Origin of the sequence: Bradyrhizobium sp. AUGA SZCCT0160, assembly GCF_018130105.1 — a bacterium.
In the GTDB taxonomy this organism is placed as follows: Bacteria; Pseudomonadota; Alphaproteobacteria; order Rhizobiales; family Xanthobacteraceae; genus Bradyrhizobium.
Genome location: NZ_JAFCMD010000041.1, coordinates 12,705 through 32,801, shown reverse-complemented (window position 1 = coordinate 32,801; position 20,097 = coordinate 12,705). Strand labels below are relative to the sequence as shown.

Genomic DNA, 20,097 nt, shown 5'->3' with positions numbered 1-20,097 from the left:
GCGCCAGGACCACACGGTTTTGCCGTACGCTTATCCACGCCGTCGTCGAGGCGTAAACCAGCGTCCACCGCAACCCGCCCAACGTCCGTGACGACGGCCGACGCCCTTCTGACCAGGGCGGGATGGCGATAGATGCGCACTGATTTGGGCTGGCCGACAACAGAAATATTTTTGATTTACAGAACTTTTCTACTTGACACGACTTCTGTAAAACGGAATTGATTTGCCCGTCGGGTTGTTTTGTCGCAGGCGACGACGACATTTGCGATTGTGAGGGCAGCGACTGGGCGGAAGCGATCCCATCCATCGTCGTCCCGGCCTAGTGCGCAATTGCGCACGGGGGGCCGGGACCCATACGCCGCGGCGCCCATTGTAGCGCAGAGTAACTAACGTGACAGTCTCACCGAGAAGCCGCGGCGTATGGGTCCCGGCTCAAGGCCGGGACGACGCCGGTGTTTGGCGATGGTCTCACGCCGCGCGGATGTTCGCCATGAAGCGGTCGAGCTCTTCGCGCAGCCGCGTGCTTTCGCTCGACAGCGTGCGTGCCGAATGCAGCACCTCTTCCGAGGCCGTACCGGTCTCGGTCGCGCCGCGGTTGACCTGCATGATGCTGGCGGCGGCTTCCTCGGTGCCTTGCGCGACGTTCTGGACGCTGCGTGCGATTTCCTGGGTCGCCGAGCTCTGCTGCTCGACCGCGTCCGCAATCGTCGTGGCGATGTCGGAGATCTTGCCGATGGTGCCGCCGATTTCCTTGATCGCGGCGACCGATTCCTGGGTCGCGCCCTGCATGCCCGAGATGTGATTGGAGATCTCGTCGGTCGCCTTTGCGGTCTGGCTGGCGAGCGACTTGACCTCGGAGGCAACGACGGCAAAGCCGCGGCCGGCATCACCGGCGCGGGCCGCCTCGATGGTCGCGTTCAGCGCCAGCAAATTGGTCTGCTCGGCAATCGCCGTGATCAGCTTGACCACGTCACCGATCTCCTGTGCTGCGCGCGACAGTTTTCCGATGCGGTTATCGGTCTGTTCGGCCTGGCGCACCGCGGCTTCCGCAATCTGGCTGGATTCCTTGACGCGGCGGCCGATCTCGTCGACGGAGGCCGACAGCTCCTCGGTCGCGGATGCCACCGATTGCATGTTGCCGGACGCCTGTTCCGAAGCGCCGGCGACCTGGCTCGACAGGCTCTGGGTGGTTTCCGCGGTTCGCGTCAACGTTCCCGCGGAGGCTTCCAGCTGCACGGCCGAGGCCGAAACGTTGGAGACGATGGCGCCCACCGCGGCCTCGAATTCGTCGGCAAAGCGAATGAGTTCGGCGCGGCGCGCGGCGCTGCTCGCCTTGTTCTGCGCCTCTTGCGTGGCGGCGTCGCGTTCGGCCTTGGCGACCGCCTGGACCTTGAACTCCTCGACCGCGCTGGCCATTTCGCCAAGTTCGTCCTTGCGCCCGAGGCCGGGCAGCACGACGTCGAAATTGCCGGCGGCGAGTTCACGCATCGCCTTGCACATTGCGATCATCGGCTTGGAAATGCCCTTGCCGAGGAAGAACGCCCAGATACAGCCGAGCAGGAAGCCGCCCGCCGCCAGGATCAGGATCAGCCGTTCGGTTTCGCCGATGCTCGCGTTCGACTCGGCCTCGAGCCGCTTCTGATCGGCCAGCAGGCTGGACTTCATGACGGCGGCGCCCTTGCTGATCGCAGTGGCGGAATCCGTCATGTCGAGCGTCAGATCGTCGATTTCCTTGGCGTTGTGAATCAGCTTGGCCAGCGCCTCCCGGTAGGCTTCCAGAAGCCCGGCGGACTCCTTGAGGTCAGCCACGACCTTGTCAGTCTTCGAGGAAATCGATTTGAGCGAGTTCTCGACGAATTTCAGACGCGCCAACGCGCTGGCGGCCACCGCCTTGTCGGCATTGATGACGAACGTGTTGACCAGCCCGGTGACGGCCTGAAACTGCTCGTAGACCTTCTTCGTGCCAAGACTGATGACCTGCTGCTCGGACTCCTCGGCGTTGCTGGGGAGATCGTCGAGCTTGTAGTGCAGCGACATGCCGCTGCGCGTGAGCTGGTTCTGGGTGATCCGCGCGCTTTCGTCCTTGACCTTGACGACGTCGGCAAAGATCTTGGCAAAGGCGCGGAATTCCCGCTCCAGCTTGGCGAGCTGTTCAAGCCGGCCCGGATCGGTGGTGCCCTTCATCGAGGCAATAATGGCTGCCTTCAGGCTGGCTTCGGCCGTCAGCGCCGCTTTGCCATCCTCTTCCTTGGCCGTGACCACGAAATAGCGGGCGAGCGAACTATAGGAAATCAGCTCGCGGTCGATGTCGCGCGCCAGGTCGGCTTCCTGCACGCTGCGCCGGTAGGCGTCCACGCCTGCGGAAACGTGTTCAAACCCGAGAAAGGCAAAGGCCATGCTGGCCGCCGAGATGGCCAGCGTCACGGCAAAGCCAAGCATGATCTTGGCGCGGAATCGAAAGGTTGGGAGTTTGATCGAGAACAAGCCCGTACGTTTCTTAAATCCCACCTCAAGCCCCCCGTTTTCGTTCTGAAAACCCGGATCGGGAGGCGCTGCCCCCGATCCAGTGCGCAAAACTAAGGCACAATGGATAAGGGTGCGTAAATTCCGGTCCCATTCCCCTTGGGTTGCACGGCCGGAAGCATGCTTTTTTTGTCTCGGTCCCCCTTTGGGGCCCGGACGGTCTCCGAAAGTATGATGCGGTGCGGGGTGGACGCGATCCCGTCAATCTACCTTCCGCCACGCGCAGCGCTTTGGCTACAGCTCGACTCGCCCGCTGGAGACGGCCGAAGAATCGGCTGACCGACGCCGCGTCGCCGCGAGGATGTCATCACAATGACAGGGGCGACCAAAATCCTAGTTGCAAGTTCCCTCGCCCGTGTTTCTAATTGGAATAATTATAAAACATCGGGAGGTATCACGCGTGTCTACCATCAAATTGACGGTGAACGGCAAGGCTGTCTCAGCCGACGTCGAGGACCGGACCCTCCTCGTCCATCTCTTGCGCGAAAACCTGAACCTGACCGGCACCCATGTCGGCTGTGATACCAGCCAGTGCGGCGCCTGCGTCGTCCATATCGACGGCCGGGCGGTCAAATCCTGCACCGTGCTGGCCGGCCAGGCCGCCGGGTCCAACGTCACCACCATCGAGGGCATCTCGAAGGGCGACGAATTGCACCCGATGCAGGCGGCGTTCCGCGACAATCACGGCCTGCAGTGCGGTTATTGCACCCCGGGCATGATCATGTCGTCGATCGATATCGTGCACCGCCATGGTGCCAAGCTCGACGAGGAAACCGTCCGGCAGGAGCTGGAAGGCAACATCTGCCGCTGCACCGGCTACCACAACATCGTCAAGGCGGTGCTCGATGCGGCCGGCCGCATGAAGGTCTCGCAGGCGGCTGAATAGCCGCCGCAGACCACCAAGACTGAATCCAAGACCGCGTTTCGATGGAAATGGCGGGAACAATAATTCCGGTCGGGAGGACAGGACATGGGCGTTGAAGGCATTGGCGCAAGCGTTGTGCGCAAGGAAGACCGCCGTTTCATTACCGGCAAGGGCCGTTACGTCGACGACATCAAGATTGTGGGCCTGACCCACGCGCACTTCATCCGCAGCCCGCACGCCCACGCCAAGGTAAAGAGCATCGATACGTCAGCGGCAAAGGACATGCCCGGCGTGGTCGGCGTCCTGACCGGCCAGCAGATCGTCGACGACAAGGTCGGCAATCTGATTTGCGGCTGGGCCATCACCTCGAAGGATGGCACCGGCATGAAGATGGGCGCATGGCCGGCGATGGCGCCGGAGACCGTGCGCTTCGTCGGCCAGGCGGTCGCGGTCGTGATCGCCGAGACCAAGAACCAGGCCAAGGACGCCGCCGAAGCCGTCGTCGTCAATTACGAAGAACTCCCGGCCGCATCAGATATTCGCGCGGCCATCAAGCAAGGCGCGCCGCAGCTTCACCCGGAAGCGCCCGGCAACGTGATCTACGACTGGACGATCGGCGACGAGGCCGCGACCGAAGCCGCGTTCAAAGCGGCGGCCAACGTGGTTTCGCTCGACATCACCAACAACCGCTTGGTGCCGAACGCGATGGAGCCGCGGGCGGCGATCGGCGAGTATAATGAGGCGGAAGAGCACTTCACGCTCTATACGACCTCGCAAAATCCGCATGTCGCCCGTCTCGTGTTGTCGGCGTTCTATAACATCGCCCCGGAGCACAAATTGCGGGTGGTGGCGCCCGACGTCGGCGGCGGCTTCGGCTCCAAGATCTTCATCTACCCGGAGGAGATGGTGGCGCTGTGGGCCTCCAAGAAGGTGGGGCGTCCGGTGAAGTGGACCGGCGATCGCACCGAGGCCTTCCTGACCGACGCCCATGGCCGCGATCACCTGACCAATGCCGAACTTGCGCTCGACGCCAACAACAAGATCACCGGCTTGCGCGTCAAGACCTATGCCAATCTCGGCGCCTACATGTCGCTGTTCTCGTCGTCGGTGCCGACCTATCTCTACGCGACGCTGTTGTCGGGCCAGTACAACATACCCAACATCTTCGCCGAGGTGATCAGCGTCTACACCAACACCACCCCGGTCGACGCCTATCGCGGCGCGGGCCGGCCCGAAGCGAGTTTCGTGGTGGAACGGCTGCTGGAGACGGCGGCGCGGCAGTTGAAGGTCGATCCGGCGGAATTGCGCCGCAAGAACTTCATCACGCAATTTCCGCATCAGACGCCTGTCATCATGGCCTACGATATCGGCGATTTCGGCGCCTCGCTCGACTCGGCGATGAAGGCGATCGACTACGCCGGCTTCCCGGCGCGCAAGGCGAAAGCCAAGTCCGAAGGCAAGCTGCGCGGCATCGGCCTCTCCTGTTACATCGAGGCCTGCGGCATCGCGCCGTCGAAAGCGGTCGGCAGCTTAGGGGCCGGCGTCGGCCTGTGGGAATCCGCTGAGGTCCGCGTCAACCCGGTCGGCACCATCGAGATCCTCACCGGCTCGCACAGCCACGGCCAGGGCCATGAAACCACCTTCTGCCAGCTGGTGGCCGAACGCCTCGGCGTTCCCATCAGCCAGGTGCAGATCGTCCATGGCGACACCGACAAGGTGCAGTTCGGCATGGGCACCTACGGTTCGCGCTCGGCCGCCGTCGGCCTGACCGCGATCCTCAAAGCGATGGAGAAGGTCGAGGCCAAGGCCAAGAAGATCGCAGCCCATGCGCTCGAAGCCTCCGAAAGCGACATCGTGATCGAAAACGGCGAGTTCAAAGTCACCGGCACCGACAAGTCGATCGCGCTGCCGATGGTCGCGCTCGCCGCCTACACGGCGCACAATCTGCCCGACGGCATGGAGCCGGGCCTGAAGGAGGGCGCGTTCTACGACCCGACCAACTTCACCTTCCCGGCCGGCGCCTATATCTGCGAACTCGAGGTCGACGCCGCCACCGGCAAGACCTCCTTCGTCAACTTCGTGGCGGCGGACGATTTCGGCCGGCTGATCAACCCGATGATCGTCGAAGGTCAGGTCCATGGCGGTCTCGCCCAGGGCATCGGCCAGGCACTGCTGGAAGGCGCTGCGTATGACAGTTCGGGTCAGCTGCTGACGGCGTCGTTCATGGATTACGCCATGCCGCGCGCCGACGATCTGCCGTCGTTCAAACTGAACCACACCACGACGCTGTGTCCGGGCAACCCGCTCGGCGTCAAGGGCTGCGGCGAAGCCGGCGCGATCGGTGCATCGGCCGCGGTGATCAACGCGATCACGGATGCGATCGGCAACAACAAACTCGAAATGCCGGCGACGCCCGATCGCGTCTGGCACGCCATTCACGGTTGAGAGGGAGAGAACAATGTACGAGACCACTTATCATCGCCCCTCCTCGGTCGACGAAGCCGTGGCGCTTTTCGGCAAAGGCTCGGATTCGAAATATCTCGCCGGCGGCCATACGCTGATTCCCGTGATGAAGCAGCGGCTGGCCGCGCCGTCCGACGTGATCGATCTCGGTAAGATCAAGGAGCTGATCGGGATTGAAGCGTCAGGCGATACGCTTGTTATCAAGGCGGCCACGACCTATTTCGACATCATGCAAAGCGCTGATGTGAAGAAGTCGATCCCGGCGATCGCCTATCTCACGTCCGTGCTCGGCGATCCCGCGGTACGACACCGCGGCACGATCGGCGGCTCGATTGCCAACAACGACCCGGCGGCGGATTTTCCCGCGGCATTGGTCTCGCTCGGCGCCACGGTGAAAACCAACAAGCGCTCGATCGCGGCGGATGATTTCTTCAAGGGCCTGTTCACGACGGCGCTGGAAGACGGCGAGATCATTACCGCGGTGTCGTTCCCGGTGCCGGCCAAGGCTGGTTACGAGAAGATGCGCCATCCCGCCTCACGCTTCGCGCTGACCGGCGTGTTCGTGACCAAGACCAAGGCCGGTGACGTCAGGGTTGCGGCAACAGGTGCATCGCAAAACGGCGTCATGCGGGTACCGGCGATCGAGGCCGCGCTGAAGGCGAACTGGTCAGCGGGCGCGCTCGATAGCGTCAAGGTCTCCGACAGCGGCATGCTCGCCGATATCCACGGCTCCGCCGCCTATCGCGCCAACCTGGTCAAGGTAATGGCGCAACGCGCGGTGACTGCGGCGGGCTAATAGCGTCAAAACACAAGTTCCCATGCAAGCGGCGCGCAGCGATGCGCGCCGCTCTGCATTTAGTCGGATTCTCGACAAAGAATGCTTGCCACGCGCAGCCGGAGGCGAGACAATTTAGCTAATCAGCTAATTAAAAATACCTCTTTGGGAGAACAAGACGTGCTCGACAAACCCGCCGCCCAATCCGCAGTTCGCGCCTCCGGCCCGCTCGCCGGTTTTCGCATCGTCGAGTTCGCGGGCATTGGCCCGGGTCCGTTCGCCTGCATGATGCTGGCCGACATGGGCGCGGAGGTCGTGACGCTCGACCGCGTCGGCGCCAGGAAGAATTTGAAATCGGTGGCGGGACGTGGCCGCAAAGTCGTCGAACTCGATTTGAAGGACAAGGCGTCAGTCGCAAGCGTGCTCGATCTGCTCGCCAATGCCGACGCGCTGATCGAAGGCTTTCGTCCCGGCGTGATGGAGCGGCTGGGGCTCGGGCCTGACGTCGTGATGGCGCGCAATCCGCGCCTGGTGTTCGGCCGCATGACCGGCTGGGGTCAGGAAGGCCCGCTGGCGCAGGCCGCCGGCCATGACATCAATTACATCTCGGTGTCAGGCGCGCTCGCCGCGATCGGCACCAAAGAGAAGCCGGTGCCGCCGCTCAATCTGGTCGGCGATTTCGGCGGCGGCGCGCTCTATCTCGTGGTCGGCGTCCTCGCCGCGCTGCTGGAAGCGTCGAAATCCGGCAAGGGCCAGGTGGTCGATGCCGCGATGTGCGACGGCGCGGCATCGCTGATGTCGATGTTCTTCGACATGACCGCGATCGGCCGCTGGACCGAAGGACGCGATCAGAATTTCCTCGACGGCGGCGCGCATTTCTACGGCGTTTACGAATGCTCCTGCGGCAATTTCATTTCGATCGGATCGATCGAGCCGCAATTTTACGCCCTGCTCCGCGAACACGCCGGCCTGACCGACGCCGATTTCGACGCCCAGATGGACCGCAACGCCTGGCCGGCGCTGAAGGAAAAGCTGACAAAGGTGTTCAAGAGCAAGAGCCGCGAAGACTGGTGCAAGATCATGGAAGGCACCGACATCTGCTTCGCGCCGATCCTGACCATGGCGGAAGCGCCGAAGCATCCGCACAACGCCGCGCGAAAGATCTTCGTCGAACGCCACGGCGTGACCCAGCCCGCGCCGGCGCCGCGCTTTTCGCGGACACCATCGGCGATCCGGGATGCGGTGAAGGCGGAGATTGCCGATTTGACGAGCGCGTGGAAGGCGGGGCGGTAATTCTCTCTGTCGTCCCGGCCTTGAGCCGGGACCCATACGCCGCGGCAGAAATTGTTTGGCGCGCTGGTCGCTGTCTTTCTTTTCCACCCATACGCGCCGCGGCGTATGGGTCCCCCGATGCGCAATTGCGCATCTGAGCTCAAGGCCGGGACGACACTGAGTTTGACGGCGTGCGTTACGCCGCATCCACCTTCAGCACGCCCCTGCGAATCTGATCTTCCTCGATCGATTCGAACAGCGCCTTGAAATTGCCCTCGCCAAAACCGTCGTCGCCCTTGCGCTGGATGAACTCGAAGAAGATCGGCCCGATCGCGTTGGCCGAGAAGATCTGCAACAGCACCTTGGTATGGCCGCCTTCGACGACGCCCTCGCCGTCGATCAGGATGCCGTCGCGCTGCAGCCGTGCGACGTCCTCGCCATGGCAGGGCAGCCGCGCGTCGATCTTCTCGAAATAAGTCAGCGGCGGTGACGGCATGAACGGCAAGCCGTCGGCGCGCAGCGTCTCCACCGTCCCGTAAATATCCCGCGCGCCGCAGGCGATGTGCTGGATGCCCTCGCCGCGATAGGTGTTGAGATATTCCTCGATCTGGCCGGAATCGCCGGCGTCCTCGTTGATCGGAATCCGGATCTTGCCGTCCGGGCTGGTCAGCGCGCGCGAGAACAGGCCGGAGGCGCGCCCCTCGATGTCGAAGAAACGGATCTGGCGGAAGTTGAACAGCTTTGCGTAGAAGCCGGTCCAGACATCCATGCGGCCGCGATGGACGTTGTGGGTGAGGTGATCGATGTAGAACAGACCGGCGCCGGCGGGCCGCGGGTCTTTGGCGCCGAGCCATTCGAACTCGCTGTCATAGGCCGAGCCCTTGGCGCCGTAGCGGTCGACGAAATACAAGAGGCTGCCGCCGATGCCCTTGATGGCGGGAACGTCGAGCGTCTTCTGCGCGGACGGGATATCCGCGGGCTCCGCACCGAGCGAAATCGCGCGCGCGTAAGCCTGCTTCGCATCCACCACGCGGAACGCCATCGACGGCGCGCAGGGGCCGTGGGCAGCCACAAAGGCAAAACCGTGGGTGCCGGGCTCCTCGTTGACGAGGTAATTGATGTCGCCCTGGCGATAGACCGTGATGTTCTTTGTCTTGTGGCGGGCGACCGGCACGTAGCCCATCAGCTTGAACAGCGCGTGCAGTTCTTCCGGTTTTGGATGGGCGTATTCGACGAACTCGAAACCGTCGGTGCCCATCGGGTTGTCGGCGCTGATGGTAGCGGCCGGCGCGTCATGCGGAAACGGACCCATGGCGGAATCTCCTTCTTGATCTGATCCATGGAGTTTCCGCCAGGTCAGGCGCAATGTGCATGCAAATCGCGGCGAGATTGGCTATAGTTTCGCACAGTTCGTGCATCAAATGGGTATTTCACGCATGATTCCGGTAGACGCTTTCGACCTCAAAATGCTGGCCGCGCTGCAGGACGACGGCCGGCTGACCAACCAGCAACTGGCCGATCTGGTCGGCCTGTCGGCATCGCAGTGCTCGCGGCGGCGGATGCGGCTCGAGGAAGAAAAAGTGATCGCGGGTTATCACGCCGACCTCGCTAGCGAGGCGCTCGGCTTCAACCTGATCGCCTTCATCCACATCACGCTGGCGACGCATTCGCCCGACAACGCCAAGAAATTCCGCGCGCTGGTGGGGCGCGTCGACGCGATCCAGGAGGCCTATTCGCTGACCGGTGATGCCGATTACCTGCTCAAGGCCGTGCTGCGCGACCTCAAGAGCCTGTCCGACATCGTCAACAACGTGCTGATGCCGCACCAGAGCGTCGCGCATGTGCGCTCGTCGATCGTGCTGGACCGGCTGAAGGAAAGCGCGAAGCTGCCGCTAAAGGAACTGGCGCGGTAGAATTCGAGGGAGGTGGCCGAAATCGAGGGGTATTCGCCATTATCTTCCGCAAGCGAATTTGCGATGATGCGGTCCAAGATCAATGCGAAGAGACCACCATGGCGCTGCAACTCCGGCCGAACTGCGAATATTGCGACAAGGATCTGCCGCCGAACGCGACGGACGCGCGGATCTGCTCCTATGAGTGCACGTTCTGCGCGGACTGCGCCGACAACAAGCTGCACAATGTGTGCCCGAACTGCGGCGGCGGCTTTGTGCCGCGGCCGATCCGCCCCGCTCAGGAATGGCGGCCGGGCGTCTGCGTTGTAAAGCAGGCACCGTCAGACAAGCGCGTGCATCTGAAGTTCAGCGTCGAGGACTGCGCGGCGCATTCGGCGCGGCTTAGGGATATTGCTCCGCAGGATCGCTAGTCTCGCCACATCGTCATTGCGAGCCACCGGGTCGCAATGACGTAGAGAGAGCATCACCCCGCCGGCGTGATCGTGCCCTCGACCTCGCCAAAGCCGACGCGATAGCCATCGCCCTGGCACCAGCCGCGCATCACCAGCGAATCGCCGTCTTCCAGGAACGTACGCTTGACGCCGCCGGGCAACTCAACCGGCTCGGTGCCGTTCCAGCTGATCTCCAGCAGGCTGCCGCGCTGATCCTTTTCCGGGCCGGAGATGGTGCCGCTGCCTAGGAGATCGCCGACATTCATGGCGCAGCCTGATGAGGCGTGGTGCACCAATTGCTGCACCGACGACCAGTACATGTATTTGAAATTGGTGTGGCAGATGCCGGCGGCCGCGTTCATGGAGCCGGCGCGCAGGGCGACGTCGAGCTGCATGTCGTAATTGTTCGGCTGCGCCTGGCGCAGATATTCCAGCGGCTGCGGGTCCTGCGCGGGCCCCTGGACGCGGAACGGCTCCAGCGCCTCGCGCGTCACGATCCACGGGCTGATCGAGGTCGCGAACGCCTTGGCCTGGAACGGGCCGAGCGGCACATATTCCCACTGCTGGATATCGCGCGCGCTCCAGTCATTGAGGATCACAAACCCGAAGATCATCTCTTCGGCCTGTTTTTCCGTCAGCATCTCGCCGATCGCCGACGCCTGTCCGACCACCACGCCCATTTCCAGTTCGAAATCGAGCCGCTTGCAGGGCCCGAAGCTCGGCACGTCAGCGGTCGGCGGCTTCAATTGCCCGCGCGGCCGGCGCACCCTGGTGCCGCTGACGACGACCGTGGATGCGCGGCCGTTGTAGCCAATCGGCATATGCAGCCAGTTCGGCTGCAGCGCATTGTCCTTGCCGCGGAACATGACGCCGACATTGGTGGCGTGCTCCTTGGAGGAATAGAAATCGGTATAGCCGGACACCGCGATCGGCAGATGCAGCGTGACATCCGCCATCGGCACCAGCGTGCGCCGGCGCAATTTGTCATTGTCGCGCAGTTCGGGATGATCGTGGCGCAGCAGCTCGCTGATCCGCGCCCGCGTCCGCGACCACACCTCCGGCCCGAGCGCCATGAACGCGTTGAGCGATGCGCTCGCGAACACGCCGGGCTCGACCACGTCGATCCGGCAATCCTGCGCGAGCTGCCAGAGATCGAGCACATAGTCGCCGATCGCGACGCCAACGCGCGGGGCGAGCCCGTCCTTGGCGGAGAACACGCCGTAGGGGAGATTCTGGATCGGGAATCCGAGGTCGGATCGACCGGGATGAAGGAGCGAAGGGTGGGATCGTTGGGGTGGGGCACGGTGTGCTGCGTCCTTTCTTCCTTCTCCCCTTGTGGGAGCCGAGACGAGCGAAGCTCGCTCTTAGGTGGCGCGCAAAGCGCGCCGGATGAGGGGTCTCTATCCGCATCTCGAAGTCTTACCGTGAGGAGAGAACCCCTCACCCGTCTTCGCTTCGCGAAGCCACCCTCTCCCACAAGGGGAGAGGGGAAGAACCGTCACGGCTTGTTCGGATCGAATCGCTTCTCCAGTCCCTGCCAGCAATCCGCATAATCATCCTGCAAGGTCGCCGACTTCGCCGCGTGCGCGGTGACGCGCTGCGGGTAGCGGGTCTCGAACATGAAGGCCATGGTGCCTGTCAACTTTACCGGCTTCAGCTCGCCATTGCTGGCATGGTCGAAAGCCTGGCGATCCGGGCCATGCGGCAGCATCATGTTGTGCAGGCTGATGCCGCCGGGGACAAAGCCCTCCGGCTTGGCGTCGTAGACGCCGTAGATCAGCCCCATGAACTCCGACATGATGTTCATGTGATACCAGGGCGGACGGAAGGTGTTTTCCGCGACCGCCCAGCGCTCCGGGAAGATGACGAAGTCGATGTTGGCGGTGCCTGCGGTTTCCGACGGCGAGGTCAGCACCGTGAAGATCGACGGGTCCGGATGGTCGAAGCCGATGGCGCCGACCGGCGAGAAGGTGCGCAGATCGTATTTATAGGGCGCGTAATTGCCGTGCCACGCCACCACGTCGATCGGCGAATGCGGCAAGGTCGTCTTGAACAGCGAGCCGCCCCATTTCACGAACAGTTCGGTCGGCGTGTCCTTGTCCTCATAGGCCGCGACGGGGGTGAGGAAGTCGCGCGAATTGGCCAGGCAATTGGCGCCGATCGGCCCACGTTCGGGCAGCGTGAAGGCGCCGCCATAGTTCTCGCAGAGATAGCCGCGCGCCGGGCCGTTTGTCAGTTCGACGCGGAATTTGACGCCGCGCGGGATCACGACGATTTCGCCGGGCTCGGCGTCGATGCGGCCGAACTCGGTGACGAGGCGCAGATTGCCCTGCTGCAGCACGAACATCATCTCGCCGTCGGCATTGTAGAAATGCTGATCGACCATCGATTTGGTGATGAGATAGACGTGCGCCGCCATGCCTCCTTGCGTGTTGGCGTCGCCTGCGGTCGTCATGGTCTGCACGCCCTGCAGGAACGTCATATCCTCTTTCGGAATCGGCGCCGGATCCCAGCGCAATTGCGCGATCGGCAGTTCGTATTCGTGGCATGGCGCGGTGCGCCACAACCCGGCATCGGCCTTCTCAAAACGTCCCGAATGCTTCACCGATGGGCGAATGCGATACAGCCACGACCGCTCGTTGGCGCCGCGCGGCGCGGTGAAGGGCGAGCCGGAAAGCTGCTCGGCGTACAGCCCATAGGCGCAGCGCTGCGGCGAGTTGCGGCCGATCGGCAACGCGCCGGGCAGCGCCTCGGTCTCAAAGCTGTTGCCGAAGCCGGACATGTAGCCCGGCGTGACGCCAACGGTGCTGCGCGAGATCGCATCGGGCGAGGTGTTGATATTCATGGTCATCCTCCTTCATCTTGCGCATGATCTTGTCCGAAAACCGGCACCCACTTTTCGGGATCATGCGCCTTGCAGGGCGGCCCACATTTCCTGATCGCGCTTGTCGGTCCAGATTACGGGGTCGTCGATCCCCGAGGCTTCGTCGAACGCGCGCGAGACGTTGAACGGCAGGCAGTGCTCATAGATCGCAAAGCTGGAAAACTTCGGGTCCATCACCTCGCGCGTCGCCGCCATCGATTCCTTGAGGTTGCGGCCGCGGGCGACCGAGGTCTCGGCCGCGCCATAGAGCGAGGTGACGAAATCGCGCGTCATCGCAATCGCGTCGCGTCCGGTCGCAAGCCCCTTGAGCGCGTCGCCGCGGCCGGGCGCAATCGCCTTGGGATTGAAGGCGCGGATTTCGTTCAGGGTCATCGGCCATTCGCGCAAATGCGCATCGCCGCAATAGCAGGCCGAATGGTATTCGATGAGGTCGCCGGAGAACATCACTTCGGCATCCGGCACCCAGGCCACGATGTCGCCGGACGTATGCCCCGCGCCGAGCTGCATCAGACGCACCTCGCGCTTGCCGAGATAGATCGACATCTCGCCTTCGAAGGTCAGCGTCGGCCAGGTCAGCCCGGGAATGCTCTGGGCATCCTGGAACAGGCGCGGGAAGCGGCCATATTCGGAATCCCAGTCCTGCTGACCGCGCTCCTCGATCAGGCGATAGGTTTCCGCCGAGGCGACGATGCCCTGCGCCTTGTAGGCGGAGGCGCCGAGTACGCGCACGGCGTGGTAATGCGACAGCACGACATATTTGATCGGCTTGTCGGTGACGGTGCGCACCCGCTCGATTACCTTGTTCGCCATCGCCGGCGTCGACTGCGCGTCGAACACCAGGCAGCCATCGTCGCCGACGATGATCGCGGAGTTCGGATCGCCTTCGGCGGTGAAGGCATAGAGATCAGTACCGATCTCGGAGAAGGTGATCTTCTTTTCCGCCATATCAGTGGTGGACGCGAAACCCTTGGCCATCAGTTCGATTCCTTTGCGACGTCTTGTTCATTCGGCTATTGTTGTTGCTGCTGTTGCTGCTGGCCGGCATCGAGCATCCGCCGCTTGGCGAGCGCGATGGCTTCGTTCAGCACCGCGATGTCGCCGATATGGTTGGCGAGCACCAGAACCAGCGCGGCGTCGAGATCGGCGCTTTGCGCCTCGCTCAACCCGCGATGCGCCTCGACGATGGCGCGGAAGGCGTCGTCGGGCTTTGCGAAATTCGAACTGGTGGACAGCGTCATGACAGTCCTCGATTGAGACCCGCCGCACGCGCCAACGCCGCATCGAGCGCCGGCCGGGTCGGATGCCGGAAGCGCGCCGCGACATAACCGTCGGGCCGCAGCAGATAGGCCGTGCCGGCCTCGGCGTCGTAGCGCGTACCCGCAAGACCCCTGGTGTCGGCAAGGCCGTCGTCGCCGCCGATGCGAATGGTTTCGACGCCTTCGGGCGCATCGATCGCGGCACCGTTGCCAAATTCCAGCAATGTGAACTGCGCTCCCTTGCCAACGAAGGCTTCGGTCAGAAACATCGGCTGGCCGCTCGCTGCCGCAATCGGCGCATCCGGCATCGACGCGCCGGGCCGCGGACCACCGCGCCACGTATCGCGATCGGCGGTCGAGAGCGGCGTGTCATAGGTGGAAGGCACCGACAGCCGTCCGCCATTGACCATGCGCTTGCCGAATTCGGTTTCCTTGGCCAGCGACAGCACCGCCTTGCGCAGCCGCGCCTCCTGCTGCGACACCGGCGCCATGAAATCGGTCGAGCGCGTGGACTCGCGGATGTTTTCGTCCGCCGCCGCGCTGCGCTCGGTGTGGTAACTCTCCAGCAGCGCTTCCGGCGACGACCCGCGCAACACGCGATCGAGTTTCCAGGCGATGTTCTCGGCGTCTTCGAGGCCTGAGTTGGCGCCGCGGGCGCCGAACGGCGAGACCTGGTGCGCGGCATCGCCGGCAAAGATCACCCTGCCGTGCAAGAACTTCTCCATCCGCCGACACTGGAACTTGTATAGCGAGATCCATTCGAAATCGAACTTGTCGTGGCCCAGCATGCGCGCGATCCGCGGCCGTACATTTTCCGGGCGCTTCTCGACGACAGGATCCGCATCCGGATGCAGCTGCAGGTCGATGCGCCAGATGTCGTCCGGCTGCTTGTGCAACAGCGCGGAGCGTCCGGCGTGGAACGGCGGATCGAACCAGAACCAGCGCTCGGTCGGAAACGCCGCCGTCATCTTGACGTCGGCGATCAGGAACTGGTCCTCGAACACTTGGCCGGCGAACTCCGCGCCAACCATCTGTCGCAACGACGAGCGGGCGCCGTCGCAGGCGACGACGAAGCCGGCATGCAGCCGATACGGTCCGTCAGGCGTTTCGATCGTCAGCAGCACATGGTCGTTGCGCTGTTCGAGGCCGGTCACCTTGTTGCGCCAGCGCAGGTCGATGCCGGAAAGCTCCTGGACCCGATCGACCAGATAGGCCTCGGCATAGAACTGCTGCAGGTTGATAAAGGCCGGCCGCTTGTGGCCCTCCTCCGGCAACAGGTTGAACTGGTAGAGCTGCGAGGCGCCGTGAAAAATCTTGCCAACGCTCCAGACCACGCCCTTGTCGACCATGCGCTGGCCGACGCCGAGCCGGTCCCAGAATTCCAGCGAACGCTTGGAGAAGCAGATCGCGCGCGAGCCCTCGCCGATCCGGTCGGCATCATCGAGCAGCACCACGGATTGGCCGCGCTGCGCCAGATCGATCGCCAGCGACAGCCCGACCGGCCCGGCGCCGACCACGACGACGGGATGTTCGGCCACATCAGTGCCCGCCCGATCCTGGTCGGGGTGCCTGCGGTAGCCGAACTGGGTTTTGGTCTGGACCATCGGAAGGTTTACTCTGGCCAAGGGTGCGCGGACTTGCTAAATTAGTCGCATCTGCAACTATCTTAAACCCGCTGGCGCCCCCGGCGTCAACTCAAATTGGAGCGATTTTGGCCAACGCGTCGTCCAGCGAGAACAGCGCCCGACCCCGATCCGCGCCCGACAGCGGCGCGCGCAAAGACGGGGATAAGGATGGAACGCCATCGAAAGCCGCAAAAAACGGCGGCCGTCTCGATCTCTTCAAATTCGTACCCTTCCGGCTGAACCGGCTGGCGGCGGAAGTCTCCTCGGCGCTCTCGGCCGAATATCAGGCGCGGTATGGGCTCGACATTCCGGAATGGCGCGTGCTGGCGACGCTGGGTTTCCGCGTTGAGCCCTGCAGCGCGCAATACATCGCCCATTGCACCCGCACCCATAAATCGACCATCAGCCGCGCGGTCACCACGCTGATGAAACGGCAAATGATCGAGCGCGTCGAGAACGAAGCAGACCGCCGCGAATTCCGGCTGCGCATGACCGGAAAAGGCAAGGCGCTGTACGAGGAGCTGATCCCGCGACTGCTGCGCCGGGAGCAGGAGATATTGTCGTGCCTCTCCGCGCCGGAGCGAAAGGCGCTGGCCGCGCTGCTCGGCAAGATCGAGGCAAGCCTCGATCTTGTGCAAGACAGCGCCGAGGCGGATGCGAAGGAAGCGTATTAGTTCACGCCGTCATTCCGGGATGGTCCGCAGGACCAGACTCAGATGTGCAATTGCACATCGGGGAATCTCGAGATTCCGGGTTCTCGCTTCGCGAGCCCTCAGATGCGCAATTGCGCATCGGGAATGACGCCGATGGCGTCACTTCACCGCCGTCACCACGATTTCCACGATATGCGGCGGCTCGAGCTCGACGCCAAGGCAGGCGCGCATCGGCGGGTTGGCCTTGTCGACCCATTCATCCCAGGCGCGGTTCATCTCGCTTTTGCGCTTCATGTCGGTGATGTAGACGATCGCCGACAGGATTTTGCTCTTGTCCGAGCCGCACAGAGCAAGGCTCTCGTCGATGCGGGCGAGCGCCTTGACGCTCTGCTCGTACATCGAGGGCGTGACAGGATCCGGCGCGACCGCGACGGTGAGCACCAGATCATCGTGAACGACGGCGCGGCTGCGGGTTGGCGTGAGGCCGGGAAAGCGCTCGATCATGGCTGATTCCGTTGCATTACGCGTGTGCTCCTACTTCACGAACGAACGCGACGGCGGCAGGTGCAAGGCAAACGCATCGACCTTGTCGCTGGCGCGCGGATAGATTTCGCTCACGATCGGATCATGGCCGGGAATGAAACGGTCGGGATGGCCGGCCAACTTTTCAACGATCTCCCAGCCCTGCACCATGTCGCCGACATTGTAGACGATCGGAAACGGGCTGCGCTTCTGCAGGTTGGCGTAGTAATGCGCGGCGTCCGAAGCCAGCACCACGGGTCCGCGCGCGGTCTCGACCCGCACCACCTGCAAACCATCGGAATGGCCGCCGACGCGATGCACGGTGACGCCGGGCGCGATCTCGCCATCGCCATTATGGAACGTGACGCGCTCGCCATAGACATGGCGCACCATCAGCGTGACGTGTTCGACGGAGAATGGATGCCTGATCAGGCCGTTGCACATGCAGCGCCCGGTCGCGTAGCTCATCTCGCGATCCTGCAGATGGAAACGGGCGCCGGGGAAGCGGTCGAGATTGCCGGCGTGGTCGTAATGCAGATGGGTGACGACGACGTCCTTGATGCTGTCGGCCTTGACGCCAAACGCCTCCAGCGCGTCGACCGGATTGAGGTTGAGCTTGCGCGACCGCGCCTTGGCTTCCTCGGCGTTGAAACCGGTATCGACCAGGATCTCGCGGCCGTGGCCGCGGATCAGCCAGACGAAGTAATCGAGGTCCTGCGCCGTGGTGTCGTGCGGATCCGGTATCAGGAAATTCAGATGAGGGGTGCGCGGCGACATCGTCGCATAGCGCAGTGCGTAGATTTCGTAGGCATTTCCCATCGGTGTCACTTTTCTTGAGGTTTGAGTTTTGGCCGACGTCCACAACAAGCCATCGTCATCCGCAAAGGTCAAACCGGCAGTGCGAATAACCATCACATGACAGCGGCGGGCGCCCCCAATGTGAGCCCCGGTTACACCGCCGGTGGCCGGCCGGGCACCAGGGCCACGGCTGGCACCTCGGGAAGGGTTCACGCAACCACCGGATGATCACGCACCGCAATTTCACGACGAACGGGATTTATTCCGCTTCAATCCCCAAGGAATCCCCAGAGGTTCGTCGCGGGTTCGTCGCGGTGAATTGTCGCAATTAACGTCGCCTTCGCAAGTGGTTGACGGCCTGCGGGGCTCGTTTGATAATGCGGTTTGCGTGGAGTATGGTCGCCGCGGCGCAAGCTCGGATCGGCGCTTTTTGGCTGGACTGCGGTGATAATGAAAATCCGCCTTGCATTGCTGCTCACAGTGATTTTTTCCGTGGCGTCGATCGCCCCGTCGTTCGGGGCCGGCGAGCGCTTTGCGCTGGTGATCGGCAATTCGAAATATCCGGACGCCGAAGCGCCGCTGAAAGAGCCGATCAACGACGCGCGCGATGTCGCCGAAGAACTCAAGCGCGACGGCTTCAACGTCGATATCGGCGAAAACCTCACCGGCGACGGCATGCGCCGGGCCTTCGAGCGCCTGTATGGAAAGATCAAGCCCGGCTCGGTCGCCCTGATCTTCTTCTCGGGTTTCGGCATCCAGGCGAACCGCCAGAGCTACATGATCCCGGTCGACGCGCAGATCTGGGCCGAGGCCGACGTTCGCCGCGACGGCTTCAGCCTCGAGATGGTGCTGGGCGAGATCAACAGCCGCGGCGCCGGCGTCAAGATCGCCCTGGTCGACGCCTCCCGGCGCAATCCGTTCGAGCGCCGGTTCCGCAGTTTTTCCGCCGGACTTGCGCCGGTCATTGCGCCGAACGGCTCTCTGGTGATGTATTCGGCGGCCCTTTCGTCGGTCATTTCGGATAATGGCAGCGATCGCAGCCTGTTCGTGCGGGAACTGCTCAAGGAAATCCGCACCCCCGATTTGATGGCCGAGGAAACCTTGAATCGCACCCGGGTCGGCGTCACGCGCGCCTCGCGCCAGGAACAGGTGCCGTGGATTTCGTCGTCGCTGGCCGAGGATTTCTCCTTCATCCCGGGTGGTGGCGCAGGGCCGAAGCCTTCGAGTCCGCCCCCGCCGGCCCCGCCTCCGGTTGCCGCCGCCCCCTCTCCGCCGCCGGTCGCCGCCGCTCCGTCGCCTCCTCCCGCTCCGACACCGGCGCCTGCTCCGGCAGCTCCTTCCCCCGGAGCCCAGGTGGCCATTGCGACGCCAGCACCGCCGCCGCCTGCACAGCCGCCCGCTCCGCCGCAGCCGCCAAAACAGGTCGAAGTCACGATCCCGCCGCCGGCTCCGCCGGCCAAGCCGACCGAGAGCAACACGGCGATCGCGGCGCTCGCCGATGATCCGACCATCAAGAGCCTCACCGCCAGGCTCAACGACAACCCCGACGATGGAGCCGCGCTGTATCGGCGGGGCCAGGTCTATGCCAGCAAGGGCGCCTACGAACTCGCGATCAAGGACTTCAACAATTCGCTGCGGCTCAACCCGAAGGATGTGGAAGCCTACAACAACCGCTGTTGGGCCCGCACGGTCATCGGCGACCTGCAGGCCGCGCTAAAGGACTGCAACGAGGCGCTGCGGCTGCGGCCGAATTTCGTCGATGCGCTGGACAGCCGCGGCCTGGTCAACCTCAAGAGCGGACAGACCAAGAATGCAATTGCCGACTTCGACGCCGCGCTGAAGATCAACCCGAGATTGACCTCGTCTCTGTACGGACGCGGCGTTGCCAAGAAGCGCAACGGCTCGATCCCGGAAGGCGATCTGGATATTAGCAACGCCAAGGCGATGGATCCGAATATCGTTAAGGAATTCGCCGATTACGGGGTACAGTGACGATTATTTGACGCTAAGTGGCGGCCCCCTCGAACCAGCAGGCGGGCGGCTAGACTAACCGTAATAGGCCGCGACCGGATTGGTCCGGCAGCTCATTTGAATCACGTTTTGGAACCACGCGCAGG

16 protein-coding genes and 1 pseudogene are annotated in these 20,097 nt (G+C 63.3%); 8 read left to right on the top strand and 9 right to left on the bottom strand.

Annotation, left to right across the window (positions count from 1 at the left end):
- Positions 1-468: 468 nt before the first annotated feature.
- Positions 469-2,439: a methyl-accepting chemotaxis protein gene (locus tag JQ558_RS36045; protein ID WP_212296639.1), complete on the bottom strand. Its 1,971-nt coding sequence runs from the start codon at positions 2,437-2,439 to the stop codon at positions 469-471.
- 484 nt (positions 2,440-2,923) lie between these two features.
- On the opposite strand from JQ558_RS36045, the gene JQ558_RS36040 reads away from it, so the two are divergent.
- The 4 genes from JQ558_RS36040 (at position 2,924) to JQ558_RS36025 (ending at position 7,919) form a co-directional block, all read left to right on the top strand.
- Complete coding sequence (locus JQ558_RS36040) at positions 2,924-3,409, top strand: (2Fe-2S)-binding protein (RefSeq protein ID WP_212296637.1); 486 nt, start codon at positions 2,924-2,926, stop codon at positions 3,407-3,409.
- A gap of 84 nt (positions 3,410-3,493) precedes the next feature.
- On the top strand, positions 3,494-5,833 hold the full coding sequence (locus JQ558_RS36035; protein WP_212214834.1) for a xanthine dehydrogenase family protein molybdopterin-binding subunit: 2,340 nt from the start codon (positions 3,494-3,496) through the stop codon (positions 5,831-5,833).
- A gap of 13 nt (positions 5,834-5,846) precedes the next feature.
- Positions 5,847-6,647 carry a xanthine dehydrogenase family protein subunit M gene (locus JQ558_RS36030; protein ID WP_212296636.1) on the top strand — a complete coding sequence of 267 codons (801 nt, stop codon included), beginning with the start codon at positions 5,847-5,849 and terminating at the stop codon, positions 6,645-6,647.
- Positions 6,648-6,806: 159 nt separating this feature from the next.
- Positions 6,807-7,919, top strand: a complete 1,113-nt coding sequence (locus JQ558_RS36025) for a CaiB/BaiF CoA-transferase family protein (protein ID WP_212276394.1) — start codon at positions 6,807-6,809, stop codon at positions 7,917-7,919.
- Between the two features lie 175 nt (positions 7,920-8,094).
- Here the strand turns inward: JQ558_RS36025 and hppD are convergent, their stop codons facing one another.
- Positions 8,095-9,210, bottom strand: coding sequence for a 4-hydroxyphenylpyruvate dioxygenase (gene hppD, locus JQ558_RS36020; protein WP_212296635.1), 1,116 nt, complete (start codon positions 9,208-9,210; stop codon positions 8,095-8,097).
- 124 nt (positions 9,211-9,334) lie between these two features.
- Between hppD and JQ558_RS36015 the strand changes: the two genes are divergently transcribed.
- Together JQ558_RS36015 and JQ558_RS36010 are read left to right on the top strand one after the other, a co-directional pair.
- Positions 9,335-9,811, top strand: coding sequence for an Lrp/AsnC family transcriptional regulator (locus tag JQ558_RS36015; protein WP_192735657.1), 477 nt, complete (start codon positions 9,335-9,337; stop codon positions 9,809-9,811).
- A gap of 98 nt (positions 9,812-9,909) precedes the next feature.
- Complete coding sequence (locus JQ558_RS36010) at positions 9,910-10,221, top strand: DUF1272 domain-containing protein (protein ID WP_212214816.1); 312 nt, start codon at positions 9,910-9,912, stop codon at positions 10,219-10,221.
- Positions 10,222-10,274: 53 nt separating this feature from the next.
- Here JQ558_RS36010 and fahA read toward each other — a convergent pair.
- From fahA to JQ558_RS35985, 5 genes and pseudogenes are all read right to left on the bottom strand, one after another.
- Positions 10,275-11,545 (bottom strand): annotated as a pseudogene (gene fahA, locus JQ558_RS36005) (fumarylacetoacetase).
- Between the two features lie 195 nt (positions 11,546-11,740).
- The gene (hmgA, locus tag JQ558_RS36000; protein ID WP_212296634.1) at positions 11,741-13,087 is read right to left on the bottom strand and encodes a homogentisate 1,2-dioxygenase; all 1,347 of its coding nucleotides are present in this window, start codon (positions 13,085-13,087) and stop codon (positions 11,741-11,743) included.
- A gap of 60 nt (positions 13,088-13,147) precedes the next feature.
- On the bottom strand, positions 13,148-14,101 hold the full coding sequence (locus JQ558_RS35995; RefSeq protein WP_212296633.1) for an MBL fold metallo-hydrolase: 954 nt from the start codon (positions 14,099-14,101) through the stop codon (positions 13,148-13,150).
- A 35-nt stretch (positions 14,102-14,136) separates the two neighbouring features.
- On the bottom strand, positions 14,137-14,364 hold the full coding sequence (locus JQ558_RS35990) for a DUF2783 domain-containing protein (protein WP_212214810.1): 228 nt from the start codon (positions 14,362-14,364) through the stop codon (positions 14,137-14,139).
- Positions 14,361-15,986, bottom strand: coding sequence for an FAD-dependent oxidoreductase (locus JQ558_RS35985; protein ID WP_212296632.1), 1,626 nt, complete (start codon positions 15,984-15,986; stop codon positions 14,361-14,363). The genes JQ558_RS35990 and JQ558_RS35985 overlap by 4 nt, the downstream gene beginning before the upstream one ends.
- A 257-nt stretch (positions 15,987-16,243) precedes the next feature.
- Between JQ558_RS35985 and JQ558_RS35980 the strand changes: the two genes are divergently transcribed.
- On the top strand, positions 16,244-16,681 hold the full coding sequence (locus tag JQ558_RS35980; protein ID WP_249119784.1) for a MarR family winged helix-turn-helix transcriptional regulator: 438 nt from the start codon (positions 16,244-16,246) through the stop codon (positions 16,679-16,681).
- Between the two features lie 138 nt (positions 16,682-16,819).
- Here the strand turns inward: JQ558_RS35980 and JQ558_RS35975 are convergent, their stop codons facing one another.
- Positions 16,820-17,164 carry a RidA family protein gene (locus tag JQ558_RS35975; protein ID WP_212296630.1) on the bottom strand — a complete coding sequence of 115 codons (345 nt, stop codon included), beginning with the start codon at positions 17,162-17,164 and terminating at the stop codon, positions 16,820-16,822.
- 30 nt (positions 17,165-17,194) lie between these two features.
- Entirely contained in the window at positions 17,195-18,001 is an 807-nt protein-coding gene (locus tag JQ558_RS35970; protein ID WP_212276402.1) for an N-acyl homoserine lactonase family protein, read from the bottom strand.
- A gap of 429 nt (positions 18,002-18,430) precedes the next feature.
- Here JQ558_RS35970 and JQ558_RS35965 point away from each other — a divergent pair, with 429 nt between their 5' ends.
- A complete protein-coding gene (locus tag JQ558_RS35965; RefSeq protein ID WP_212296629.1) occupies positions 18,431-19,972 on the top strand; it encodes a caspase family protein in 1,542 nt (513 codons plus the stop codon).
- The last annotated feature ends 125 nt before the right edge of the window (positions 19,973-20,097 follow it).